This is a genomic window from Pseudoduganella sp. S-14 (genome assembly GCF_049913285.1).
In the GTDB taxonomy this organism is placed as follows: domain Bacteria; phylum Pseudomonadota; class Gammaproteobacteria; order Burkholderiales; family Burkholderiaceae_D; genus Rugamonas.
Window position 1 is genome coordinate 2819707 of sequence record NZ_CP183991.1, and the last position, 23152, is coordinate 2842858.

Here is a 23152-nt window from a genome sequence, read left to right on the forward strand (position 1 = left end):
ACTTCGCGTTATGAAAATCTTCTTGCCACTGATCCTCGCCCTGGCCGCCTTGCCGGCGCACGCACAACTCTATAAGTGGACCGATGCCGACGGCAAAGTCCATTATTCCGACCGCCCGCAGGACGGCGTCAAGAGCAAAGAGATTACAGTGCAGCGCCCTGTGGCGACGCCCTCTGCGGCGCCTGCCGGCGACTGGCAAAGGCAGGAACTGGAATCGCGCGAACGTCGCATCCAGCGCGAGGCTGCGAACCAGGAGGCAGCCGACACTGCGGCGCGCACCGCAGGGAAGGCGCCTTATAACCCTAGCCAGCACCGCAGCAACAAGCCGATGACTGACGATGAAGTCTGCAAGCGCGATGCACAGCAGATCGAATTTTCCGAGAAGGTCCCCAAGCTGGCCTTCGGCAATTCGAGGGGATCGCTCAGTGTCAGTGAAGAAGAGCGCCAGGCCATCGTCCGCCAGCGCAAGGAGAATCACGCTTTACTGTGTGGCTCGGGCCAGCGCACGCGTTAGGACGCGCCGAGTTGCCACCAGGCGGGCAGCAGGGCCTGGACTTCAGGGCGGCCGAAGCGGTCGTCGATCAGGTGTACGGTGCCGCGGTCGCTGGTGGTGCGAATCACGCGGCCGGCGGCTTGCACCACTTTCTGCAGGCCGGGGTAGAGATAGGTATAGTCATAGCCGGCACCAAATGCAGTTTCCATACGGGCCTTGATTTGTTCGTTGACCGGATTGATCTGCGGCAGGCCGAGCGTGGCGATGAAGGCGCCGATCAGGCGGTCGCCAGGCAGGTCGATGCCTTCACCAAAAGAGCCGCCCAGCACGGCGAAGCCGATGCCTTCGCCGTCTTCCCTGAAACGGGCAAGGAAGGCGTCGCGCGCGGGTTCATCCATGCGGCGCTCCTGGCGCCATAGCGGCACGTCCGGGTGGCGGGCGGCGAAAAGCTGGGCCACTTTTTCCATGTAATCGAAACTGCTGAAGAAAGCCAGGTAGTTGCCGGGCTGGCGCTGGTACTGCTCGCCCATCAGCGCGGCGATTGGCGCCAGCGAGCGCTCGCGGTGCTGGTAGCGGGTGGAGATGTGGCTGGCGATATGTACCTGCAGCTGCTGCGCGTCGAAGGGCGAGGCAACATCGATCCACGCCGTGTCGGCCGGCATGCCGAGCGTGTCGGCGTAGTAGTTCCACGGACTGAGCGTGGCGGAAAACAGGGCCACCACATGCGCGGCCTCGAAGCGTTGCTTGAGGAAGGGCGCGGGCAGGATGTTGCGGATGCAAAGCACGGAGTTTGCGCGTCCAGCCGCCGCGCCGCGGCCGACGTCGGATTTTTCGATGTCGAACAGCGAGTGCTCGCCGAAGCTTTCCGCCAGGCGCCCGAACAGCAGGGCGTTGAAATAGAAGTCCAGCACGTCGGCGTCGAACCAGGCGGGGTGCTCGGCCATGTAGTCGCCGATCTCGGTGCAGGCTGTTTGCAGCGCGGCCATGAACTTTTCCGGCAGCTCGGCATGGCTGGCATATTCGGCTTCCTGCGCTTTTTCCAGAGCGCTCCATTGGCGATGTACGCGGTCGAGCGGCTTGCGCAGGGCTTCGGGCGCGGTCTTGCGCAGCACGCGCAGGCGCACGTGGTCCATTTCGGCGGAGTACATCTTGCGGGCGCGCGAGACCATATTATGGGCTTCATCTGCCAGCACGCCGACCTTCCAGCCGTTCATCTGCGTCAGGCTGTACAGCATGGCGCTGACGTCGAAGTAATAGTTGTAGTCGCCCACCACCAGGTCGGCCCAGCGCACCAGTTCCGATTGCAGGTAGTAGGGGCAGACCTGATGGGCCAGGGCTACTTCGCGCACCGAGGCGCGGTCCAGCATGGGCTGCTGCAAGGCAGCTTCACGGGCGGCCGGCAGGCGGTCGTAGAAGCCTTGCGCCAGCGGGCAGGATTCGCCGTGGCAGGCTTTGTCCGGGTTCTCGCAGGCTGTGGTCTTGGCCGCCAGCTCGAGTGCGCGCAGCGGCAGCAAAGGCGCGCTGCGCTTGATGGTTTCGATGGCGCCAAGCGCCATGCTGCGGCCGCTGGTTTTCGCGGCGAGGAAGAACACCTTGTCCAGGCCATGTTCGGCGCTGGCTTTCAGCATCGGGAAGATGCTGCCGATACTTTTGCCGATGCCGGTCGGGGCCTGCGCCAGCAGCGAGCAGCCGCGCGCGCTGGCCTTGAACATGGCCTCAGCAAGCTGGCGCTGGCCGGGCCGGAAGTCGGCATGCGGGAAGCGCAGTGCGCGCAATTGCTCGTCGCGCGCGGTGCGGTGCGCCAGTTCCTGCTCGGCCCAGGCGACGAAGCGGCCGCATTGCTCTTCGAAGAAGACGCGCAGGGACGGGGCGTCCGCTTCTTCTGTCAATACGGTTTCTTTTTGCGTGCCAATGTCGAAGTACACCAGCGCCAGGCGCAAGGCTGGCAGATTACGCGTGGCGCACAGCAGGTGGCCGTACACCTTGAGCTGGGCCCAGTGCAGGATGCGGTGGTTGGCGGGCTGGCGCGACAGGTCGCCGCGGTAAGTCTTGATTTCTTCGAGCTGGTTCTGGCGCGGGTCGTAGCCATCGGCACGGCCGCGCACGTGCAGCGGGCCGAACTCGCCGGACAAGCCGAGCTCGCGTTCGTAGTCTTCGCCACGGCGGCTGGTGACGATGGCGTGGCCCTCAATGCCTTCCTGCGCGGTCGGTGTCGGGGTGAAACGCAGGTCAAGATCGCCTTGCTTGGCGGTGAATTCGCACAGTGCGCGGACGGCAATGGTGTAGTTCATTCTTGCCACGCCAGGTAGCACACGGAGACCGGCATGCCATGCTCGGCGCAATAGTCGATCCAGCGCAGCTGGTTGTCCTGCAGGCGGTCGCCCGGGCCCTTGACTTCCACCATCTGGTAGCGTTGTTCCGCAGGCCAGAATCGGATCAGGTCAGGAAAACCGCTGCGGTTGGCCTTGATGTCGAGCAGGATGCGCTCGAACCACAGCTTCAAATGCGCGGCGGGGATGCAGTCCAGCGCGAGGCCGAGCAGTTCTTCGTCGATCGCGTCCCAGTAGACGAAGGGCGATTGCAGGCCGGCCTTGGCGGCGAAATTGACGCGGATCGCGTCGCGGTAGCTGCCATCGTCCAAGCGCTCGAAGCAGGCCTGGAACAGCGAGGCGCGGCGGCGCTGGAAGTCGGCGCTATGCAAATCGGCCGGACCGTGGTGGAAGGGATGGAAGAAGGCGCCCGGAATCGCGGCGAATACCGCGTCCCAGCACAGCAGGCCAAACAGGGAATTGGCCAGCGCGTTCTCGACGTAGAAGCAGGGCGCTTCGTCTTGCCACAGGTGATCGCGCACCACGCCTTCCACCCACCATTCTTCCGCCGGCATCGGCAGCACCAGGTCGATGCGTTCGACCGGCGTTGGCTTGTGCGCCGGCTCGCGCATATGGCCAAGCTTGCGGCGCAGGCGCGGCGCCATGCGCAGCAGTTGCTGGCGTTCGGCTTCGCTTTCGGGCGCCGCTTGTGCGCGCTGCAGCCATTCGTAGGCCAAGCCGATTCGCTCGTCTTTTTCCAGCACGCGGATGGCGCGCGCGCGGGCGCCGGGATAGGCGCATTGTTCGTACAGGTCGAAGGCGGCGGCCCAGTTGCCCAGTTTTTCCAGCTGCAGGCCGAACTGGAACAACATTTTCTGGCGGCGGCTATGCAGCCATTCGTTGTCGTCGGCCGGCACGGGCAGCTCGCGCGCCAACTGCAGCGGGTCTTCGCCTTCCGCGAATCGCTCGCGGCAGGCGTGCAGCGCCAGGTAGTCGTCGATGTCGCGGCGCGAGCGGAAACCGCGTGCGGCGGGCGAGAATTCGACTTTTTCGTAGCGGTAGATGCCCAGGTTGGACAATACGAATTCCGACCAGTCCTGGTGGAAGTTACCGAAGAAGATCAGGCGCAGGCGGTCGCACAGGGGCTTCGACAGGATGTGGTAGACCTGGTCGCCGGCGTCGGCATACCAGGACGTGAAGCGGTGGCTGCCTTCGTGGCGCTCGCGCAGGGCGGCCAATTGGTCGGCCTTGCGTGCGCCACGTTCGGCGCCGCTGAGGGCGAACACACGGGTGATCTCGGGCTTTTGCAGCAGGTCGAACAGCTCGTCCAGCGACAGCTCGGGGTCTTGCACCACCCAGCCTTGCTCGACCAGTGGACCGACGGCGGCGATGGAACAGCCAATCTCGGGGTAGTTCAACCTGGAGGCGCGAAACAGCTCCCCCTTGCGCATCACCATGCGCACGAACAGCGCGCGCGATGGCCGGGGCACGGAGGGGAAGCGGGCGAGGAACTGCGCTTCCTCGTCCGTCAACAGGTCGCTATAGCGCTCGCCAATCCAATGCAGGACCTGGTGGAAGTTTTCCAGGTAGTAGAACGGATTTTCAAGGACTTGGTTCATGCAGGCGAGGCGACGCGAAAACTGTATTTATATACAGTATAACGCGCCACCGCCTGTATTGTCAGCCCTTCTTGCTGGCAGCGTTGGCTTTCTCGACCTGCTGCTCAAAGGCGGTGACGGCGTCGCGCGTGGCCTGCGTTACCTGTTCATAGCCTTTGAAGGCGTTTTCAATGGCGTTTTTGACAATCTCCACCGCATTGTCCGAGCCGGGGCGCACGTTCTTGGTCACGTCGTAAATCAGGGCGCTCAGGTTGGATTTGGCCTCGGCCAGGTGGGCATCGGCCGCCCTGTGGAAGTCGTTCGACATTTCGCTCAGCAGGGCGCCCAGTTGCTGGTTATAGGCGTTGGTGGCGGCCATGCCGGGTTGCAGGCGGGCGTTGATCACATCCAGCGCTTCCTGGGGCGTGGCCGAGGCGTTGACTTTGCGGCCCGCCTCGATCTGGTCATCCAGCGCTTTTTTCGCCGTGGAGATGTTCAGGGCCACCGCCTGTTCCACGCCCTGCATGGCGCGGTTGGTCAGGGTGTTGAAGGTCTCCAGTTGGAACTCAAACAGCGTCTTGGTGGCGTTGGCGAACTGCTCGGGATTTTGAAACATACGGTCTCCTTGTCGAGGTGGGATGGCGTTGCTTCTTGCTTTGACTTCATTATTTATTACGCACCAACTTTTCGCAATGGGCATCTTTAAACGGCCCGGCCATTTGTAGCCAGCCTTCGCCCAGCGGGATCTGCGAGCAGGCGCGCTGGCCGTCGATACGGCTCTGGTACAGGTACCACCAGGCCGGGCGGGCGCTGGCGATGCCGGCTGAGGTGACAGCGATCAACAGGATGGCGAGGTGTCGTTTCATAGCGGAGCTGTCGCCGGAAGGCGCATGGTGAAGGTGGCGCCCTGGCCGGGCGTGCTGACCACGTCGATATGGCCTGCCAGGACGCCGGTCACGATATTGTGCGTGATGTACAGCCCCAGGCCCGACTGCCCGGCGCCAAGCCGCGTGGTGTAGAAAGGATCGAACACGCGGTGCAGGTGATCGGGCGCAATGCCGACGCCGTTGTCAGCCACCGACAGCAGCACGTCGCAGCCCTCGGCGCTGGCGCTGATGGTGACTGTTGGCTCGCCGCTTGCCGGGGCGCTAAAGGCGTGCACGATGCAGTTGTCGACCAGGTGCCTGATGGCCTGGCCAAGCGGGATCGGATAGCTGTCCAGCTGCAGGCCAGGCACCACGTCCAGCACCAGGCTGGGGCGCGGCTGCGGCAGGCTGGCCCACAGCGGCGCCAGCATTTCCTGCAGGAGCTGGTCGAGGAAGAAATGCTGGCGCTGGGCGTCGGTGGTTTCGACGGCGATCTGCTTGAAGCTGCCCACCAGGTTGGCGGCGCGCTGCAGGTTGCGTTGGATGATGTCGCCCGCTTCGCGTGCGCGCTCCAGGTAGGCATCCAGTTCCGAGCGGCGGATGCCGGCATCGACCTGGCTGCTCAAGGCTGCCGTGTGGTCGGCCAGCGTGGTGGCGGTAATCAGGCTGTTGCCGATCGGCGTGTTCAGCTCATGCGCCACGCCTGCCACCAGCGAGCCGAGGGCGGCCAGCTTGTCGCGCCGCACCAGTTCATCCTGCGTCATGCTGAGGTTTTCCAGCGCCGCTTGCAGTTCTTCGCTGGTCAGTTCCGCATGCAGCTTGGCGCGCGACAGTTCGGCGGTGCGGGCTTCGACCAGTTCTTCCAGGTGGCTGCGGTGGCGTGCCAATTCCGCCTCGCGCTGCGCGCGCTCGATGGCGATGCTGGCCAGGTGGCTGGCGACGCCGATCAGGCGCTGTTCTTCCGGGTCTGGATGGCGCACGGTGCGGTAATACATGGCGAAGGAGCCGAGCACGGTGTCCTCGTCCTGCATGATCGGCATGGACCAGCAGGCGCGCAAGCCGTAGTCCCGGATCAAGTCCAGATATGGCGTCCACAGCGGGTCGTGTTCGATATCCGATACCACGACGGCCTCGCGGCGGTGCATGGCGGTACCGCAGGAACCCACGCCGGGGCCGATTGCCATGCCTTCCAGCAGCGCGGCATACGAGGCGGGCAGGCTGGGACAGCAGGCGCAACGCATATGCACGCCGTCGTCGTCGAGCAGCATGACGGAGCACAGCACGCCGGGCGATTGCGACTCGACCAGTTGCACCAGCTTGTGCAGCGTGTCTTCCAGCGGCACGCCGCGCGCCATCATCTCCAGCAGCTGTTCCTGGCCGACGCGCAGTTCGTCTGCGCGCTGCGTGCCGGTGACGTCCACCAAGCGGATATGGAACAGGCGCCGGCCAGGCTTGGCGATCCGCACGCCCCGCGCGTTGCATTCGACCGCGCGCCCGCTGCTGTGGCGGAAGGTAATGCGGTGCACGCGCAGCTCGCCGGCCAGCACGCTTTGCATCATCGCGTTCATTTCCAGCGGGTCGCAGAAGGCGGAAAACGGGGCGGTCAGCAATTCCAGTGCGCTGCGGCCAAGCAGTTGTTCGGCGCGATGATTCAGGTCGACCGGGCGGCCGCTGTCCATGTCGACCAGCACCACCGCATCCGGCGAGGCGGCCGCCATCATGTGGTAGTTCACTTCGAGGTCGAAGCCGCCGATGCGCTGGCCCTGCAGCGCGAACAGCACATGATCAACCACGCTGGTGGTGGCCAGGGGCAGGGTGAAGTAGCCGTCGGCGCCGGCGCGGGCGGCGCGCTCCTTCTCGTCGTTCGACGGGCGATGCGACATGAGCAGCACCGGAATGCGGCGGCTGGCGTCGGCCTGGGTCAGCCTGCCGGTCAATTCCAGCGCGGCGCCGCCGGCCAGCGCGGTATCCAGCAGCACCAGCACCACGCCACCGGCGGAAGCCACCTCCAGGGCGTGCTGGCCGCTGACGACCGATTCGACGCGGTAGTCGTGCCGGGCGAGCGCCAGCTCCAGCGCCGCCACGTCGAGACTGGCGCCGGTTGCCACGAGGACGGTTTTGTTCGGTTCCACGCCGCCAGTGTATTACAAGCTGGACTCGGCCTCGACCTGCGGAACGAGGATGCGTGGCAGGTTGTCCTCAATCCAGTCGACCAGGACTTCCAGCCGCTCAGCGACTTCGCGGCCCAGCGGCGTCAGGCTGTACTCGACATGGGGCGGAATCACGGGCAGGGCAGTGCGCAGCACGAAGCCGTCACCCTCGAGCGCAACCAGGGTTTGCGCCAGCATTTTCTCGCTGACCCCGCCTACTTCCTTGCGCAACTGGCTGAAGCGGTGCATGCCGCCCAGGAGGACCACCAGCACCAGGACGCCCCAGCGGCTGGTGACGTGGCTCAACACCGCCCGTGACGGACACGCTGGCGCCAGCACATTGCCCGGTCTTGCCGAGCGGCGGGACAGCGAAGCCCGCAAAGATTTTGAAGTTTTTTCCATACTTACCAAAAAGTACGTACTTACGAAAAGTTAGTGTTGATCCTATTATAGCCCTACATCGTTTTCAACCAAGGAGAAAAACATGATCGTCGTCACTGGCGCCTCGGGCGCATTGGGTCAATTGGTGGTGGAAGGCTTGCTGGACAAGGTGCCGGCAGCACAAATCGCGGCAGCTGTGCGTGATCCGGCCAAGGTGGCGCACCTGGCGGCGCGTGGCGTGCAGGTGCGTCGTGCCGATTATGAAGATCCGGCCAGCCTGGATGCGGCGCTGGCAGGCGCCGACCGCGTGCTGCTGGTCTCGGCAAACGAAGTAGGCAAACGCACGGCGCAGCACCGTGCCGTGGTCGACGCGGCAAAGCGTGCCGGTGTAAAGCTGCTGGCTTACACCAGCATCCTGCGCGCAGACAGCTCGCCGCTGCGCCTGGCCGAGGAGCACGTCGCCACGGAAGCAGCGATCCGCGCCAGCGGCCTGGCGTATTCTTTCCTGCGCAATGGCTGGTATGTCGAGAACTTCAATAGCCGCATCCAGGGTGCCGTGCAATGGGGCGAACTGGTGGGTAGCGCAGGCGAGGGCCGCATTTCGGCAGCCGCGCGCGCCGACTATGCGGCTGCCGCGGTGGCCGTGCTGACGACGGAAGCCCCGCAGCCGGTGTATGAACTGGCCGGTAGCACCTCGTTCACGCTGGCGGAACTGGCCGCAGAGGCAGCGCGCCAGTCCGGCAAGGCTGCCGTGTACCGCGATGTGCCGCCGGCGGAGTTTGCGAACGTGCTGGCTGGCGTCGGCGTACCTGCACCTTGGCCTGAACTGCTGGCCGATTCGGATGCCGGCTCGGCACGCGGCGGTTTGTTCGATGATGGGAAAGCGCTGGAGAGGCTGATCGGCCGGCCAACCCGCAGCCTGTCGCAAGCAGTGGAAGCAGCACTGAACGCGTAAATGAAAAAAGCCCTTCAGCCTGAACGCGCTCTAGATCGCGCTCAGTGCAGAAGGGCTTTTTTGCGGAATTCTTGGTGCCCACGGAGGGACTCGAACCCCCACACCTCGCGGCACATGGACCTGAACCATGCGCGTCTACCAATTCCGCCACGTGGGCACTGGTACTGCATTTGTCTCAGAAGGTAGCGTTTGGTGCCCACGGAGGGACTCGAACCCCCACACCTCGCGGCACATGGACCTGAACCATGCGCGTCTACCAATTCCGCCACGTGGGCGCTAACTTCTTCAACTCTCTGTTGCGATGTTGTGTGCAACAGAGGCACGCATAATAATGGTCGAAGCTGGTTCGGTCAAGCGATATTTGATAATTCTAGGCAATTTTGCCATTCAGCAGAAGCTGCACCGGACGCGAGGACTTGCCGGCTTCCGAACAAACCAAGCCGAATTCACGGTGGATTGGTTGCGCCAGCTGCATCACGCGAACGCCGCGCTGGTCCTCGGGTAGCGTCGATTCCGGTACTAGCGCCACCCCCAAACCTTCGCGCACAAGGACGAAAGCGCTGGCCCAGTCGCGCACGGTGACGCGAACGTCAGACAGGGACAGTCCGGCCTGGGCGACCAGGCTTTGTCCGTTCACGGCACATCCTCCTGTCGCAAGGATGAACGGTTCTGCGGCAAGTTCATCCAGGCCGATGCCTGGTTCGCTTGCACGACGGGCCAGCGGGTGATGGCCTGGCAATACGGCGACCCATGCGTCGCGCCCCAAAATCACGGCATTGCGGGCGGGGGCAGGGTTGAGCACCACGCCCAGGTCCACCGCGCTAGTGGCGAGCCAGTCTTCCACTTCTTCATCGGTACCTTCAAGCGCGACCACTTCAACGCCGGGGTGCCGGTGCTGGAAGTCGCGCAACAGGCGTGGCAGCAGCTTCGAAATCACTGAAGGGAAGCTGCCCAGACGGATGCGCGCGCCCTTCAGGCCACGGCTGTCGTCCGCCAATGCTTTGATCGCATCCAGCTGGTGCAGCATGCCGCGGGCGTGCCCGATGACAGCCGCGCCCAGTTCGGTGACGGCAACGTGCCGTCGCTCGCGGACGAAGACTTGGAATCCGAGCGAGGCTTCCAGTTGGGCGATAGCCTGGCTGGCGCCGGACTGGGTAATGCCTGCACGCTCGGCGCCGCGCGAGATATTGCCGGCGTCGGCTACGGCAACCAGAAGACGCCAGTGCAGCAAATTCATCATGAGTGGCAGTAGCTGGGCTAATACTGTGGAAGTCAATCATTAATTGTACAGCGCCTCGGCCAGCCAGCAGACTTGGCGTTGCGCGACTTGCGCACCGATGGTTTCACTTTCTTACCGGAGTATTCATGAAGCTGTATTACGCCCCATATACCTGCTCGCTGTCGCCGCACATTGTCCTTCGCGAACTCGGCTTGCCGTTTGAGCTGGTCCGGGTCGACAACAAGACCAAGCAAACAGCCGATGGCCGCGATTTTCGTTCCATCAACCCCAAGGGCTATGTGGCGGCCCTTCTACTGGAGAATGGTCAGGTTTTGACCGAAGGGCCGGCGATCGTGCAGTACCTGGCTGACCTCCAGCCGGCCAGCGGCCTGGCGCCGCAGATGGGAAGCTGGGAACGCGTGCGCCTCCAGGAAATGCTAAATTTCATCGCCAGCGAGATCCACGCAGGCGCGGCACCTTTATTCAACGGCGAGCTGCCCGAGGAGGCCAAGGCGTATTTTCGTGAAAAATTGTTCACGCGCTTTGCGTTGCTGGAAGCTAAGTTGGGACAACAGGACTATCTTCTCGGCGCCACATTCAGTGTGGCAGACGCTTACCTCTTCACTGTTGTTAGCTGGTGCAAATTCTTTGCAATTGACGTCAACCGGTGGCAGGCGCTATCGCAGTATATGAGGCGGGTCGGTTCGCGTCCGGCGGTGCAGGCGGCCTTGCGTGCCGAGGCCGTGCAGGCTTAGCCTGGCTTGAAAACAAAAAAGCCGTTGATTACTCAACGGCTTTCTGCGGTAGTTTGGTGCCCACGGAGGGACTCGAACCCCCACACCTCGCGGCACATGGACCTGAACCATGCGCGTCTACCAATTCCGCCACGTGGGCATTGTCGCATTGTTCTGCAACGAGGCACGCATAGTAATGGCCGGATGCCCACCCGTCAAGACATTTATGAAAGCTTGTTGGAACGGCCACGCTGGCGCGCGGCGAGCAGCATCAGGCCGGCGCCCAGCATGGCCCAGCCCGACGGCTCGGGAATGGCGGCCACGTTCCAGCCGATGGCGTCCATCGCAGTAATGTCGTTACCGGTAATCTGCAGGGTTTCGCCGAGGCCGGCAGTCGGGTCCATCAGGCCGATGAACAGGTTGTCCTTCCAGTGGCTGGCCTGGCGGCCATCGCCGAAGTTTTCGCCAGTGGAGAATTCCGGTCCAACGGTGCTGCCGTCGAGCGAGAAATATTTCGCCCGGTTGTCGGCGGTCCAGTCGATCACGCCATGCGCTGCGCTCATGGTGGAGTAGCGGAACAGGTCGAGCGTGGAGACGTAGGTGAACAGGTTGTCGTTGAACGGGCCGTTGTAGGGCGGTGAATTGCCGTCCAGGATGTCGACGCCGCTGATAAAGCCCAGCACGTGGCCGATCTCGTGCGCGGCCACGCCGACAAAGTCGAAGGCGTTGGCGTCCGTGCCGTTATTGGGGTTGAAGTCGAAATTGAAATCGCTGTTGAACTGGATGAAGCCATCGCAGTTGCCGATGCAGCCGGACAGGGTTTGCGGCGTAACGGCCAAGCCTATGGCTTTCGCTTCGGCGTTGGTGATGGAAAGGATCTGGTTGTTGGCGTCGCCATCATTGTCGACGTAGGGCAGGGCGCTGCCGGCTCCGTTCGGACTGTTGGCGGTGCGGTTGATCAGCATGCCGAAGGTCGAGCCGCCTGGCAGGTGGGCCACTGCCGTGGCATCAGCGGCGGAGGTGGCGTCGGCCGCTAGCGCATTGCGGACTGAAGCATAGGTGTGGAAATCCTCCGCGGAGGCTGCCTGCCCAAGTATGCCGCCGCCGAGGGAGTTAAAGCCGACCGTCAAATTTATCGTCACATTATCGTTGAGCAAATTTGACCAGCGTGCGGCCGCGGCCTGGAATCCCTGCTGTGCCTGGAGTGAGGTGCCGGCGATGTAGTTGAAGTTGAAAACTGGCGCTGCTGATGCGGTGCTGGCAGCCAGCAAAAGGCTGGCGAGCAATGTTTTCATGGCGGTCTCCTACAGATTGGTGGGGTAGGGAGGATGCCGCAAGAAGTATGCGCGCCGCCGCCAGCGCGTGGCGCGCGACAGTCGGGAAGGCAGGAACGTCAAGAAACTCGACGCCGGAAAACAAAAAAGCCGTTGATTACTCAACGGCTTTCTGCGGTAGTTTGGTGCCCACGGAGGGACTCGAACCCCCACACCTCGCGGCACATGGACCTGAACCATGCGCGTCTACCAATTCCGCCACGTGGGCATTAGCAACAACATCTGCTATCATACTGCTTTGGAGAGTTTTGCGCCAGATGAACTTTCATTCCACGCTGCACATCGACTCGCCATTCCCGCATCGCTGCGAGAGCCAGAATTATAGAGGAAACTCTGCCGATGTCAAAGGGCCTGCGAAAGATTTTTGTGCACGGTCCTTCCTGTTACACTAACCACCAATAATAAGATTACTGAAGAACTTTTGAACTCCACTCATACCATTCCTAGCCGCGAAGAGATTCTCGGCATCTTCCGCAGCGCCAAAGCGCCGCTCGACTTGCGCACGTTGGCGCTGTCGCTCAAAGTCAAAGCCGATTCCCAAGCCGTCCTGACGCGCCGCTTGAATGCGATGGAGCGCGACGGCCAGATCCGTTCCGATACCAGTGGCTTCTACGTACTGGCGGACCATTCCGAATTCATTGCCGGTCGCGTGTCCAGCCACCGCGACGGCTACGGCTTCCTGATTCCTGACGAACCGGGCGAAGACCTGTTCCTGGCAGAGCGCGAGATGCAGAAGGTGCTGCACGGCGACAAGGTGCTGGGCCGCATCACCGGCTACGACCGCCGCGGCCGCCCGGAAGGCACCATTGTCGAAGTGGTCCAGCGCGGCACCACCCATATCATCGGCCGCCTGCTGAAGGAAAACGGCGCGTGGGTAGTGGCGCCGGAAGACAAGCGCATCAGCCAGGACATCCTGGTGCAGGGCGCCGTCGGCAAAGCCAAGTCGGGCCAGATCGTCAGCGTGGAGCTGACCGAGCAGCCCGGCCGCTTCAAGCAGCCATCGGGCAAGATCGTCGAAGTGCTGGGCGACATGGACGACCCGGGCATGGAAATCGAAATTGCCGTGCGCAAGTTCGGCGTGCCGCATATTTTCTCGGACGCGGCGCTGAAGCAGGCTGCCAGGCTGCCCGACGTGGTGCACGAAGCCGATTGGGGCGAACGCGTCGACCTGCGCGACGTGCCGCTGGTGACCATTGACGGCGAAGACGCGCGCGACTTCGACGATGCCGTCTATTGCGAGCCGGTGAAAGTGGGCCGCAGCAAGGCCTTCCGCCTGATCGTGGCGATTGCCGACGTGTCGCACTACGTGAAGCCGAACGACGGCCTGGATGGCGACGCCATCGAGCGCAGTACATCGGTCTATTTCCCGCGCCGCGTGATCCCGATGCTGCCGGAGAAGCTGTCCAACGGCCTGTGCTCGCTGAACCCGCGCGTCGACCGCCTGACCCTGGTATGCGATGCCGTGATTACCGCGCAAGGCGAGTTGAAGGCTTACCAGTTCTATCCGGCCGTGATCCACTCGGCTGCGCGCCTGACCTATACAGAAGTAGCGGCCATCCTTGGCAACACCAAGGGACCGGAAGCCGCGCGCCGCGCGGAGATCGTGCCGCACCTGCAAAACCTGTACGACGTCTACCACGCGCTGCAGAAGTCGCGCCAGGAACGTGGTGCGATCGATTTCGAGACTACCGAGACCTACATCGTCTGCAACCCGGCCGGCAAGATCGAGAAGATCATCCCGCGCACCCGCAACGATGCGCACAAGCTGATCGAAGAGTGCATGCTGGCGGCCAACGTGTGCGCGGCGGACCTGCTGCTGCGCCACAAGCACCCAGGCACCTACCGCATCCACGCCGGACCGACCAAGGAAAAGCTGACCCAGGTGCGCGACTTCCTCAAGCAGCTCGGCCTGTCGCTGGGCGGCGGCGATACGCCGGTAGCGCGCGACTACGCCGACCTGATGAAGAAGATCAAGGAGCGTCCGGACGCGCAACTGCTGCAGACCATGCTCCTGCGCTCCATGCAGCAGGCGGTCTACAGCCCTGACAATATCGGCCACTTCGGCCTGGCGTATGAGGCGTATGCCCACTTCACCAGCCCGATCCGCCGCTATCCGGACTTGCTGACCCACCGCGCCATCAAGGCGATTTTGGCGGGCAAGAAGTATGAGCCGAAGATCGCCGACAAGTCGGTGCTGAACACCACTATCTCGAACGCGCAACGCCGGCAGGCTTTGAAGGACAAGCAGGAAGGCAAGGAGCAGAAAACCAAGGGCGATCACTCTATCTGGGACGCGCTTGGTGTGCACTGCTCGGCCAACGAGCGCCGGGCCGACGAGGCTTCGCGCGACGTGGAAGCTTGGCTCAAATGCTACTTCATGCAGGACAAGCTCGGCGAAGAGTTCAGTGGCATCATCACCGGGGTGACGAATTTCGGCATCTTCGTGCAGCTGGATCAGCTGTTCGTGGAAGGCCTGGTGCACATTACCGACCTGGGCACGGACTTCTTCGAGTACGACGATGCTCGCCATGAGCTGCGCGGCCAACGCACCGGAAAGCGCTACCAGCTGACCGGTCGCGTGAACGTGCAGGTGGTGCGTGTCGACCTGGAGTCGCGCAAGATCGACCTGCGCCTGGCTGACAGCGAAATCTCCACACTCCCGCCGCAAAGCAAGAAGGGCTCCCGCAAAGGCGGCGGCCTGGTGGGGTCGCTTGGCGATTTCGACAGCTTCGATGACGAAGGCGACAAGCAGGCCGTGGCTCGCAAGCGCAAGGCGGCGGCACGTGGCGCCGAACCGTCGATCTCGTCGCGCGAGGAAGCACCGACCCGCGCTCCAGGGCGTTCAACGTCCAAGCGTGGCGCAGCTTCCTCGGCTTACGCCCCGCCGGCTCCCGCCGCGCGCAAGGCGGCCAAGCCAAAGTCCAGGGCCAAGCCGAAAACCACGGCCAAGGCCGTGACCAAGGCTGCAAAGCCTAAGAAAAAACGATAAGCACCCGTCCGGCGCTTCGGCGCCGGAACTATTTTGAGAACTACGATGTCCAAGAACAAAATGATTTTCGGCTTCCACGCCGTTACCTCGCGCCTGCGCCACGAAGCTTCCAGCGTTGAAGAGATATTCTTCGACCAAGCCCGCGACGACCGCCGCATGAAAGACCTGATCGCCCACGCCAAGGCGGCCGGCGTGCGCGTGATGCCGGTGGAATCCGAGCGCCTCGACAAGATAGTCGGCACCCGGCGCCACCAGGGCGTGATCGCGTTTGCCTCCCAGCTGGCGCTGGCGCGCAACCTGGATGAACTGCTGGATGCGGTGGAGGGCCCGCCGCTGCTGCTGGTCCTGGATGGCATTACCGATCCGCATAACCTGGGCGCCTGCCTGCGTGTGGCCGATGGCGCCGGTGCGCATGCGGTAATCGCGCCGAAGGATCGCTCGGTAGGCCTGAACGCGACTGCGGCCAAGGTGGCATCGGGCGCGGCCGAATCGGTGCCGTTCATTACCGTGACCAACCTGGCGCGTACACTGCGCGAGCTGAAAGAACGCGATATCTGGCTGATCGGTACTTCCGATGACGGCGACAAGACCTTGTATGAAGGCGATTACAGCGGCCCAACCGCGATCGTCATGGGCTCGGAAGGCGAGGGCATGCGTCGCCTGACACGCGAGACCTGCGATGTGCTGGTGTCGATTCCGATGTTCGGCTCGGTGGAGTCGCTGAACGTTTCCGTTGCTTCCGGCGTCTGCCTGTACGAAGCGCGCCGCCAGCGTATTGCCCGCGAAGCCTAAACCCCGTAAGTCCGGGTCAGACCCTTGGGTCTGACCCAGGTTTGCCGGGTTGGCAGCCAGCAAGCAAAAGTCATATGCGCTATGATATTTGCCTGAACAACACCCCATCAAAGCACCACCATGTTTGACCACCTCCGCGACGACATCCGCAGCATCATCGAGCGCGACCCCGCAGCTCGCAATGGCTGGGAGGTGCTGACCTGTTACCCCGGCCTGCAAGCCATCGTCATGCACCGCTGGGCGCACTGGTGCTGGACCCACGGCCTGAAATGGCCAGGCCGCTTCATCTCCTACCTGGCCCGCATCATCACCGGCATCGAAATCCACCCCGGCGCCACCATTGGCCGCCGGGTCTTCATCGACCACGGCTTCGGCGTAGTGATCGGCGAAACCGCGGAGGTCGGCGACGACTGCACCATCTACCAGGGCGTCACGCTGGGCGGCACCTCGCTGCATGCAGGCGCCAAGCGTCACCCCACGCTGGAGCGCGGCGTCATCATCGGCGCCGGCGCCAAGGTGTTGGGCGGCTTCACAGTCGGCGAATACGCCAAGGTCGGTTCCAACGCCGTGGTGCTGAAGCCAGTACCTGCCGGCGCCACTGCCGTCGGCAACCCGGCCCACCTGGTCCAAAAAGAACAGGTTCCATTGCCATCCTCGCGCTTCTTCTCCGCATACGGCGTAACCGCCAACGGCGACGATCCGCTGTCGAAGGCCTTGCATAGCCTGATCACGCACGCGGTGGCGCAGGAAGAACAAATCGAGCGCCTGTCGGCAGCGATGAAGGCGGCGGGCCTGGCCTGCCCGGACCTCAAGCCATGCGACAAACTCGATTCCGCAGAACTCAACAAACTGGTCGAATAAGGAGAAACCATGGACGAAGTATTGGACCCGTTTGAAATCCGCGTGCTTGCGGTACTGGCCGAAAAAGAAGGCCTGACGCCTGATAACTACCCGCTGTCGCTCAACGCGCTGACCAACGGCTGCAACCAGCTCTCCAGCCGTGAGCCGGTCATGCAGATCAGCGAAGAAACCGTTGCCGACGTGCTGGCCCGCCTCGGCGAGCGCAAGCTGGTGGGCACCGTCAGCCAGTCCGGCGCGCGCGTGGTCAAGTACGAGCACCGCATGCGCATGAAGTGGACGCTGGAGCAGGACAAGCTGGCAATCCTGACCATCCTGATGCTGCGCGGCCCGCAAACGGCCGGCGAAATCCGCACCCGCACCGGCCGCCTGCACGAATTCAAATCGGTGGCCGAAGTTGAAACAGGCCTGCAATTCCTGATTGATAAGTATCCACCGCTGGTGCAGAAACTGCCGTTGGCGCCAGGTTCGCGCGAACCGCGTTACGGCCAACTGCTAGGCGGAGAAGAAGCACTGGCGCGCGATGCCACGGCAGGCGCCTACGGCGGCAGCGCTAGCAGCGCAGGCGAGGGCGGCGGCAGCCGTTCCGACCGCGTGACGCAACTGGAACAGGAAGTGGCAGCGCTGCGTGAAGAGGTGGCGGCCCTGGCAGCGCAAGTTGCCGAATTGCGGGCAGTAATCGAGTAGCAGTAGCTGTTGTGAGAATCCGCCATATTCGTTTGGATTGATTGTGGCGGCTCCCGGGCGTTGATATGCTGGACGCACAATATCAATACCCCGGGAGATCGAATGGAATTGCTGCACCGCTTGTCCATCCGGCACAAGCTTCTTCTCAGCATGGGCTTGACCCTTCTGCTGTTCATCATCATTTCCTCCACCCTCAGCATCATGAAGACCAGCCAGGCAGCGCGCGAGCGCGTGCTGCGGCAGGAACTTCCCGCCCAGGTAGCGGCCATCCGCAACGACGTGCTGCGCCAGATCGCAACCCCGCTGGCGGTCTCGCAAACGCTGGCCAACAACACCTTCCTGCATGCCTGGGAGGAAGCGGGCGTGCCGGACGAGGGCTTAAGCGCGTGGACGACCGAGGCGAAGAACCTCAAGGCCAAGAACAATGCCGCCACCGTATTCTGGGTCTCGCGCTCCACCGGCAAATACTTCACCGACAAGGGGTACGACCGCACGCTGAACGAGAAGGCTGCCAGCGACCAGTGGTTCTATGGCTTCCTGTCCGGCAGCTCGGCTTATGCGCTCGACATCGACAAGGACGTCAGCGCCGACACTTATATGTTGTTCATCAATACCCGCGTGCAAACGGCTGCCGGCAAGCAGGCGGTCGCCGGCCTTGGCCTGTCCGTCAATGCGCTGGCGGAAGCGGTGCGCAACTACAAGCTGGGCCAGTCCGGCTACGTCTACCTGGTGCGCGCCAATGGCCTGATCCTGATCCACCGCGACCCGAAACTGGTCGACGGCAAGCATGCGCTGGCCGAGATGCCGGGCATGAGCCCAGCGCTGGCCAAGCGCCTGCTGGGTGGGGAAGCCTTTGTCGCCGACAGCTTTAAAGCGACCGATGGCGAACACCTGGTGGCGTCGTCCTTCATCCCCGAGCTGAATGCCTACCTGGTCGCGCAGGTGCCGGAAGCTGAAGTGCTGGCAGGTATCGCGCGCGGCGCCGCCATGACTTCACTGATTGCTGCCGTCATTGGCGGCGGCATCGGCATGCTGGCGATCTTCGTCATTGCCCGTGCAATCGCATCGCCGGTCGCGCAGGCGGCCGAACTGCTGGAAGACATCGCCAGCGGCGGCGGCGACCTGACGCGCCGCATGCCGGTGCAGTCGCGGGACGAACTGGGCGCGCTGGCGGCGGCCTTCAACAAGTTTGTCGAATCACTTAACGTCACGATCCTGCGCGTGCGCGACAGCAGCCGCGCCATCGGTGCCGCGACGGGCGATATCGCCAGCGGCAATATGGATTTGTCGGCCCGCACGGAAGCGCAAGCATCGAACCTGGAAGAAACCGCAGCCGCGATGGAAGAACTGACGTCGACCGTCCATAACAACACGGCCAACGCGGAACAGGCCAACAAGCTGGTGGCCGGTACCGCCGAATCGGCCAAGCGCGGCGGCGTCGTGGTAGGGCAGGTGGTTGAGAAGATGGCCTCGATCACGGCCAGCTCGAACAAGATCTCCGACATCATCGGCGTCATCGACGGTATCGCATTCCAGACCAATATCCTGGCCCTGAATGCGGCCGTCGAGGCGGCGCGTGCCGGCGAGCAGGGACGCGGCTTCGCCGTTGTCGCCAGCGAGGTACGCAACCTGGCCCAGCGCAGTGCTGCCGCGGCCAAAGAGATCAAGGAGCTGATCACCGAATCCGTGCAGCAGGTAGCCGACGGCGGCAAGCTGGCCGATTCGGCTGGCGCCGCGATGCAGGACATCGTCAAGTTGGTGCAGAACGTGGCGAGCCTGATGCAGGAAATTGCCAGTGCGAGCCAGGAGCAAAGCCTGGGCATCGACCAGGTGAACCAGGCTGTCACCCAGATGGACAACACCACGCAGCAAAATGCCGCGCTGGTGGAAGAAGCCGCCGCCGCCGCGCAATCGCTCAGCGAACAGGCCGCACGATTGGAAGAAGTGGTCGGGCTGTTCAAGCTCGACGCCACCCCGAAATTACGCTAACAGGAGGATGCATGACCCGATTCGCACCGCTGGCGCGCGCTGCTGCCGCTGTCTCCCTGGCGCTTGGCGCCGCCCAGCCGGCCCTGGCCCTGGACTGGATGGACAACTCCATCGGCTACCGCTTTGGCACCAGGTTCGCCGAACCGTACAACCCGGAAGACATCCGCAAGAGCGTGATCAACCTGACGCACGCCAGCGGTTATCAATACGGCAGCAATTACATGAACCTGGACATCCTGAAGTCCGATCGCAATGACGGCCGCGCGACTGAAACCTATCTGCTGTACCGCCACACGCTCGATATCGGCAAGCTGTCGGGCAGGGAATTCAAAGGCGCCGGCATGCGCGGTTTTGGCTTCACAGTGGGCTTCGACTGGAACCACAAGAACGACAAGGGCTACGCCTCGCGCAAGCAGATGCTGGTGGCCGGGCCGACCTTGATGGTGGACGTACCGGGCTTCCTGAATATCAGCTTGCTGGCGCTGTGGGAAAGCAATGAGCCGATCGGCGTATCCAAGCGCTATCACTACGACACGCACGCTATGCTGAACGCGGCCTGGGGCATCCCCCTCGGTAGCGGCTGGTCTTTCGAAGGGTATATGAATTACATCGGCGAGAAGGGGCGCAATGAGTTCGGCGGGCCTACCGCGCCGGAGACCAACATCGATATGCAGGTGATGTATGACTTCAGCGCTGCGGCGGGGCTGAAGCCGGGCAAGCTGAAGGCCGGCTTCGAGTATCAATACTGGCGCAACAAATTCGGTAATCCGTCGAATGTCCCGGGCAGCCTAGCGCAGACGCCCATGGTCCGGGCCGAGTACCATTTTTAGGCGTCATTACGTTTGCCGGGCCGGTTGACGCCCTTTGGTTCTATGGGGATGGAATGGCTAGCGCAGCCGCTTCTTCTGGCTGCCGGGGCTGATAGGTTAAATAAGTTCGCTCAGCATGCGCCCATGATCATGTAAGAATTGCCAGAGGCCACAGCCGCGCGGCAGTCCGACTATTCTCGATTCAGCCTGTTCATCGCGGGCTTTTGTAGCCGCTTGTCCGGTTCATCAAGTTGACGGTCCGCATTGGGGTTGGTGAAGTCGAGCGTCTTTTTCTCTTCCAGAATACGTTTTTCTCTCGTAAGGGGAATTTTAATCGGTCTGCCCGCCCCCTCCTGCATTGAAGAGTTGAGTGGTTTATCGATGCGTTGGCTCATTCCCCCATAAGTAAGGGATTTTTCAACTGCAGGCTTGATTTCGGCGTGGCCCACATCCAGGTTGATGGGGATAGCAGCATTCCGCGTGGCAGGATATTCAGCCATACGTTGAATCAGCCTATCCCTTCCTTGGACGTAATCAGGCGTAAGAAGCCATCGGGGAGGCTGGGCAGCTTTCAAATCTTCAGGAGACAACTTCTTGAGATTCGATTTTTCATCAGCTTTAACACCCTCATCAATAATGAGCTTTTCGACCTTCGAGCGCAGATTTCGCAGCGAATCCGCATTCGTCGCGTCGCCCATTTCTGCTTTGTTGATCGCAATCCCCGCAGCACGGCCGATTCTGGCAGTCGCGAGACTATCTGCCACGATAACCCACTTGGCCGAGTCGGATAGAGCAGCATTTGAGGCTGTTACTGAATTGAAGGCGACCTCTGCTATTTTGCTCATAGCCTTGGGATCATTCGCCGGGAGCTTCGCAAACTCCGAAGCGGTTTCTTGATCGGCCAAGAACGCTTCTACATTATTTAACATCAGCGCCACTTGGGACGCATGGCGGCTTCGAATTTCATTCAGGTTGGACACGACAACTTTCACATTCAACTCCTGCGGTAGCTCAGGATCCGTTTTTAGGGTGAGGTCATATGATGAATCATTCGCGTCCGCAAGCAGGAGGAAATCAACCTGCTGCATCTGATTTCCGCCAATGGATTGCGGGCTCTCGCCAGGAACGATGTAGAGCGATGGACTGGACTTGTTTGCGACCCAATACTTCAAAGTGGCACGGCCTCGATTCATTAAGCGCGCGCTTCCCTGTGCGGCGTTCATCGTGAATTGAAGTCTATCGTCCTTCTGTTGAAAGTCGGGTGTATCCAATTGAGCTTCCATTTGTATGGGTAAAGCATACTTGACGAGAGCTCTCTTCAAGGCAACGACCGAAGGATGCAGTGCCCGATTAGGTTTTGCGATGCCAAGATGGTCCTCATCGTCAATCGCCAGTGGGACCTCACTACAAAAACGAGTCGAACTAGACCAGCCTACGACTACCGCGCCCTTGTACGGTTTCTTTTCGTATGCACAGCTAACGTGGGGCTTGGATTCGATACGAAGCCAGTCCTCATTTAGCTGCTGCAGGAAGGTGTTATCGTTGTCGGCTGGCGCCATATTTGTTAAAGCTGGGTTGTCGAGTGCAAAAGTGCCAAGCGTTGCAAGTTGTGAGCCTTCTTGAGGAGTATAGTGGTCCCCGAAATTGAGACAGTGGTTTAAGCTGTCGTCCGCGAAAGGATGATAGCAAATGAGTGAAGGTAAAAAACGCAGGGTGCATACGGCGGAATTCAAGGCCAAGGTGGGTCTGGAGGCGGTGCGCGGGGTTAAGACGGTCACGGAAATCGCGCAGGAGTACGGTGTACATCCTGTGCTGGTCGGTCAGTGGAAGAAAGAGATCCTGGAGAATGCCGGCGCACTGTTCGACGTCAAGCGCGGTCCCAAGCCGGTCGATGAAAGCAGCCCCGAGGACAAGCTGTATAGCGAGATTGGCAAGTTGAAGATGCAGGTGGATTGGCTTAAAAAAAAGCTAGGGGAATGAGTCCGGCGGAGCGGGCGCGATGGATCGAGCGGGACGACGAGATGCCACTGACGATGCAGTGCGAGCTGGCAAGCATTTCGCGCTCTTCGGTCTATCGACGAATGGAAGCTGCGGTGCGTGAGCAAAGTCTGACCGAAGAGGATAGCCAGTTGCGAGGCCTGATCGACGAGGAGTACACGAACCGGCCGTTCTATGGCAGCCGGCGCATGGTGGTGTTCCTACGAAGGCGTGGTTACTGCGTCAATCGCAAGCGCGTGCAGCGCCTGATGCGCGAAATGGGTCTGGCCGGCATGGCGCCAGGGCCGGAGACGAGCAAGCCGCATCCGGAGCACAAGGTTTATCCGTATCTGCTGCGCGGCGTGGCGGTCACGCGACCAAACCAGGTGTGGAGCACAGACCTGACGTATATCAGGCTGGCCCGGGGCTTCGCCTACCTGGTAGCGGTGATTGACTGGTACAGCCGCAAGGTGCTGTCCTGGCGCATCAGCAACAGCATGGACGCGTCGTTCTGCGTGGACTGCCTGGAGGATGCGCTGCGCCACTACGGCAGGCCTGAAGTGTTTAACAGCGATCAGGGATCGCAGTTCACCAGCACAGCCTTCACTGGTGTGCTGAAACGCGAAGGCGTGGCGATCAGCATGGACGGCCGCGGGCGGGCGCTGGACAACATCTTCGTGGAGCGCCTGTGGCGCAACGTGAAGTACGAGGACGTGTACCTGAAAGGGTATGCCAACATGGCGGAGCTGATGGTCGGCCTGGCGCAGTATTTTGCGTTCTACAACGCGGAGCGCCCGCATCAGGCGCTGGGTTATGAAACGCCGGATAGCGTCTACAAGTCGGGGATCGGTGGCGGTGCGCTGATCGTAGATAAATTTGGCGATGGTGAAGGCGAGCAGGAAAATTCTGGTATTGCGGGGCAGCGCCGTGCAGCTGTGACGTTGGAAATGGGCACAGCTTAAACTAAGCGACAAAGTGTCTTGACTGATGGGTCCACTTTACTCCATGGAGG

At 62.1% G+C, this 23152-nt stretch carries 19 protein-coding genes and 4 tRNA genes; 10 read left to right on the top strand and 13 right to left on the bottom strand.

Annotated features, from left to right (window positions below; all coding sequences use genetic code 11):
- The first annotated feature begins 22 nt into the window (after positions 1-22).
- Positions 23-514 (top strand): DUF4124 domain-containing protein, encoded by a 492-nt coding sequence (locus ACN9MZ_RS13035; RefSeq protein WP_426342525.1) that lies wholly within the window; start codon positions 23-25, stop codon positions 512-514.
- Here the strand turns inward: ACN9MZ_RS13035 and ACN9MZ_RS13040 are convergent.
- The 6 genes from ACN9MZ_RS13040 to ACN9MZ_RS13065 all read right to left on the bottom strand — a co-directional run bounded on the left by ACN9MZ_RS13040 (position 511) and on the right by ACN9MZ_RS13065 (position 7818).
- Positions 511-2784: an ATP-dependent DNA helicase gene (locus tag ACN9MZ_RS13040; RefSeq protein WP_426342526.1), complete on the bottom strand. Its 2274-nt coding sequence runs from the start codon at positions 2782-2784 to the stop codon at positions 511-513. The genes ACN9MZ_RS13035 and ACN9MZ_RS13040 overlap by 4 nt on opposite strands.
- Complete coding sequence (locus ACN9MZ_RS13045) at positions 2781-4421, bottom strand: VRR-NUC domain-containing protein (protein ID WP_426342527.1); 1641 nt, start codon at positions 4419-4421, stop codon at positions 2781-2783. Before ACN9MZ_RS13045 ends, ACN9MZ_RS13040 begins: the two co-directional genes overlap by 4 nt.
- A gap of 61 nt (positions 4422-4482) precedes the next feature.
- Complete coding sequence (locus tag ACN9MZ_RS13050) at positions 4483-5016, bottom strand: phasin family protein (protein WP_426342528.1); 534 nt, start codon at positions 5014-5016, stop codon at positions 4483-4485.
- 49 nt (positions 5017-5065) lie between these two features.
- Complete coding sequence (locus ACN9MZ_RS13055; protein ID WP_426342529.1) at positions 5066-5266, bottom strand: hypothetical protein; 201 nt, start codon at positions 5264-5266, stop codon at positions 5066-5068.
- Positions 5263-7398, bottom strand: a complete 2136-nt coding sequence (locus ACN9MZ_RS13060) for an ATP-binding protein (protein WP_426342530.1) — start codon at positions 7396-7398, stop codon at positions 5263-5265. The genes ACN9MZ_RS13055 and ACN9MZ_RS13060 overlap by 4 nt, the downstream gene beginning before the upstream one ends.
- Before the next feature lie 12 nt (positions 7399-7410).
- Complete coding sequence (locus tag ACN9MZ_RS13065) at positions 7411-7818, bottom strand: winged helix-turn-helix transcriptional regulator (RefSeq protein WP_426171434.1); 408 nt, start codon at positions 7816-7818, stop codon at positions 7411-7413.
- A gap of 82 nt (positions 7819-7900) precedes the next feature.
- On the opposite strand from ACN9MZ_RS13065, the gene ACN9MZ_RS13070 reads away from it, so the two are divergent.
- Entirely contained in the window at positions 7901-8752 is an 852-nt protein-coding gene (locus ACN9MZ_RS13070) for an NAD(P)H-binding protein (protein WP_426342531.1), read from the top strand.
- Positions 8753-8824: 72 nt separating this feature from the next.
- Here ACN9MZ_RS13070 and ACN9MZ_RS13075 read toward each other — a convergent pair.
- The 3 genes from ACN9MZ_RS13075 to ACN9MZ_RS13085 form a co-directional block, all read right to left on the bottom strand.
- A tRNA-Leu gene (locus ACN9MZ_RS13075) sits at positions 8825-8909 on the bottom strand.
- Positions 8910-8942: 33 nt separating this feature from the next.
- Positions 8943-9027 (bottom strand) — tRNA-Leu (locus ACN9MZ_RS13080).
- Between the two features lie 95 nt (positions 9028-9122).
- Complete coding sequence (locus ACN9MZ_RS13085) at positions 9123-9992, bottom strand: LysR family transcriptional regulator (protein ID WP_426342532.1); 870 nt, start codon at positions 9990-9992, stop codon at positions 9123-9125.
- Between the two features lie 125 nt (positions 9993-10117).
- Between ACN9MZ_RS13085 and gstA the strand changes: the two genes are divergently transcribed.
- Positions 10118-10726, top strand: coding sequence for a glutathione transferase GstA (gstA, locus tag ACN9MZ_RS13090; protein ID WP_426342533.1), 609 nt, complete (start codon positions 10118-10120; stop codon positions 10724-10726).
- Positions 10727-10780: 54 nt separating this feature from the next.
- Here gstA and ACN9MZ_RS13095 read toward each other — a convergent pair.
- The 3 genes from ACN9MZ_RS13095 to ACN9MZ_RS13105 all read right to left on the bottom strand — a co-directional run bounded on the left by ACN9MZ_RS13095 (position 10781) and on the right by ACN9MZ_RS13105 (position 12247).
- A tRNA-Leu gene (locus ACN9MZ_RS13095) sits at positions 10781-10865 on the bottom strand.
- A gap of 64 nt (positions 10866-10929) precedes the next feature.
- The gene (locus tag ACN9MZ_RS13100) at positions 10930-12000 is read right to left on the bottom strand and encodes an NF038122 family metalloprotease (RefSeq protein ID WP_426342534.1); all 1071 of its coding nucleotides are present in this window, start codon (positions 11998-12000) and stop codon (positions 10930-10932) included.
- A gap of 162 nt (positions 12001-12162) precedes the next feature.
- Positions 12163-12247 (bottom strand) — tRNA-Leu (locus ACN9MZ_RS13105).
- Positions 12248-12460: 213 nt separating this feature from the next.
- On the opposite strand from ACN9MZ_RS13105, the gene rnr reads away from it, so the two are divergent.
- From rnr to ACN9MZ_RS13135, 6 genes are all read left to right on the top strand, one after another.
- Entirely contained in the window at positions 12461-15028 is a 2568-nt protein-coding gene (rnr, locus tag ACN9MZ_RS13110) for a ribonuclease R (protein WP_426342535.1), read from the top strand.
- Between the two features lie 60 nt (positions 15029-15088).
- Entirely contained in the window at positions 15089-15820 is a 732-nt protein-coding gene (rlmB, locus tag ACN9MZ_RS13115; RefSeq protein ID WP_426172191.1) for a 23S rRNA (guanosine(2251)-2'-O)-methyltransferase RlmB, read from the top strand.
- 120 nt (positions 15821-15940) lie between these two features.
- Positions 15941-16681 (top strand): serine O-acetyltransferase, encoded by a 741-nt coding sequence (gene cysE / locus ACN9MZ_RS13120; protein WP_426342536.1) that lies wholly within the window; start codon positions 15941-15943, stop codon positions 16679-16681.
- Between the two features lie 9 nt (positions 16682-16690).
- Positions 16691-17365: a YceH family protein gene (locus ACN9MZ_RS13125; RefSeq protein ID WP_426342537.1), complete on the top strand. Its 675-nt coding sequence runs from the start codon at positions 16691-16693 to the stop codon at positions 17363-17365.
- 102 nt (positions 17366-17467) lie between these two features.
- Positions 17468-19354, top strand: a complete 1887-nt coding sequence (locus ACN9MZ_RS13130; protein ID WP_426342538.1) for a methyl-accepting chemotaxis protein — start codon at positions 17468-17470, stop codon at positions 19352-19354.
- An 11-nt stretch (positions 19355-19365) separates the two neighbouring features.
- On the top strand, positions 19366-20184 hold the full coding sequence (locus tag ACN9MZ_RS13135) for an outer envelope protein (protein WP_426342539.1): 819 nt from the start codon (positions 19366-19368) through the stop codon (positions 20182-20184).
- Between the two features lie 170 nt (positions 20185-20354).
- On the opposite strand, the gene ACN9MZ_RS13140 is transcribed toward ACN9MZ_RS13135, so the two are convergent.
- Positions 20355-21902, bottom strand: a complete 1548-nt coding sequence (locus ACN9MZ_RS13140; RefSeq protein ID WP_426342540.1) for a hypothetical protein — start codon at positions 21900-21902, stop codon at positions 20355-20357.
- Here ACN9MZ_RS13140 and ACN9MZ_RS13145 point away from each other — a divergent pair.
- Positions 21853-23102, top strand: a protein-coding gene (locus ACN9MZ_RS13145) for an IS3 family transposase (RefSeq protein WP_426338948.1) whose coding sequence is annotated in 2 segments (ribosomal slippage) — positions 21853-22138 and positions 22138-23102 — 1251 coding nt in all. Because the reading frame shifts where the segments join, the coding sequence is not laid out codon by codon here. The genes ACN9MZ_RS13140 and ACN9MZ_RS13145 overlap by 50 nt on opposite strands.
- Positions 23103-23152: the final 50 nt, after the last annotated feature.

What these genes read in the sequence shown, in the direction of transcription:
- rlmB (WP_426172191.1), top strand. Translation starts at nt 15,089, where the DNA reads ATGATTTTCGGCTTCCACGCCGTTACCTCGCGCCTGCGCCACGAAGCT.
- ACN9MZ_RS13100 (WP_426342534.1), bottom strand. Translation starts at nt 12,000, where the DNA reads ATGAAAACATTGCTCGCCAGCCTTTTGCTGGCTGCCAGCACCGCATCA.
- ACN9MZ_RS13085 (WP_426342532.1), bottom strand. Translation starts at nt 9,992, where the DNA reads ATGATGAATTTGCTGCACTGGCGTCTTCTGGTTGCCGTAGCCGACGCC.
- cysE (WP_426342536.1), top strand. Translation starts at nt 15,941, where the DNA reads ATGTTTGACCACCTCCGCGACGACATCCGCAGCATCATCGAGCGCGAC.
- ACN9MZ_RS13045 (WP_426342527.1), bottom strand. Translation starts at nt 4,421, where the DNA reads ATGAACCAAGTCCTTGAAAATCCGTTCTACTACCTGGAAAACTTCCAC.
- ACN9MZ_RS13125 (WP_426342537.1), top strand. Translation starts at nt 16,691, where the DNA reads ATGGACGAAGTATTGGACCCGTTTGAAATCCGCGTGCTTGCGGTACTG.
- ACN9MZ_RS13130 (WP_426342538.1), top strand. Translation starts at nt 17,468, where the DNA reads ATGGAATTGCTGCACCGCTTGTCCATCCGGCACAAGCTTCTTCTCAGC.
- ACN9MZ_RS13135 (WP_426342539.1), top strand. Translation starts at nt 19,366, where the DNA reads ATGACCCGATTCGCACCGCTGGCGCGCGCTGCTGCCGCTGTCTCCCTG.
- ACN9MZ_RS13040 (WP_426342526.1), bottom strand. Translation starts at nt 2,784, where the DNA reads ATGAACTACACCATTGCCGTCCGCGCACTGTGCGAATTCACCGCCAAG.
- ACN9MZ_RS13065 (WP_426171434.1), bottom strand. Translation starts at nt 7,818, where the DNA reads ATGGAAAAAACTTCAAAATCTTTGCGGGCTTCGCTGTCCCGCCGCTCG.
- gstA (WP_426342533.1), top strand. Translation starts at nt 10,118, where the DNA reads ATGAAGCTGTATTACGCCCCATATACCTGCTCGCTGTCGCCGCACATT.
- ACN9MZ_RS13050 (WP_426342528.1), bottom strand. Translation starts at nt 5,016, where the DNA reads ATGTTTCAAAATCCCGAGCAGTTCGCCAACGCCACCAAGACGCTGTTT.
- ACN9MZ_RS13070 (WP_426342531.1), top strand. Translation starts at nt 7,901, where the DNA reads ATGATCGTCGTCACTGGCGCCTCGGGCGCATTGGGTCAATTGGTGGTG.
- ACN9MZ_RS13055 (WP_426342529.1), bottom strand. Translation starts at nt 5,266, where the DNA reads ATGAAACGACACCTCGCCATCCTGTTGATCGCTGTCACCTCAGCCGGC.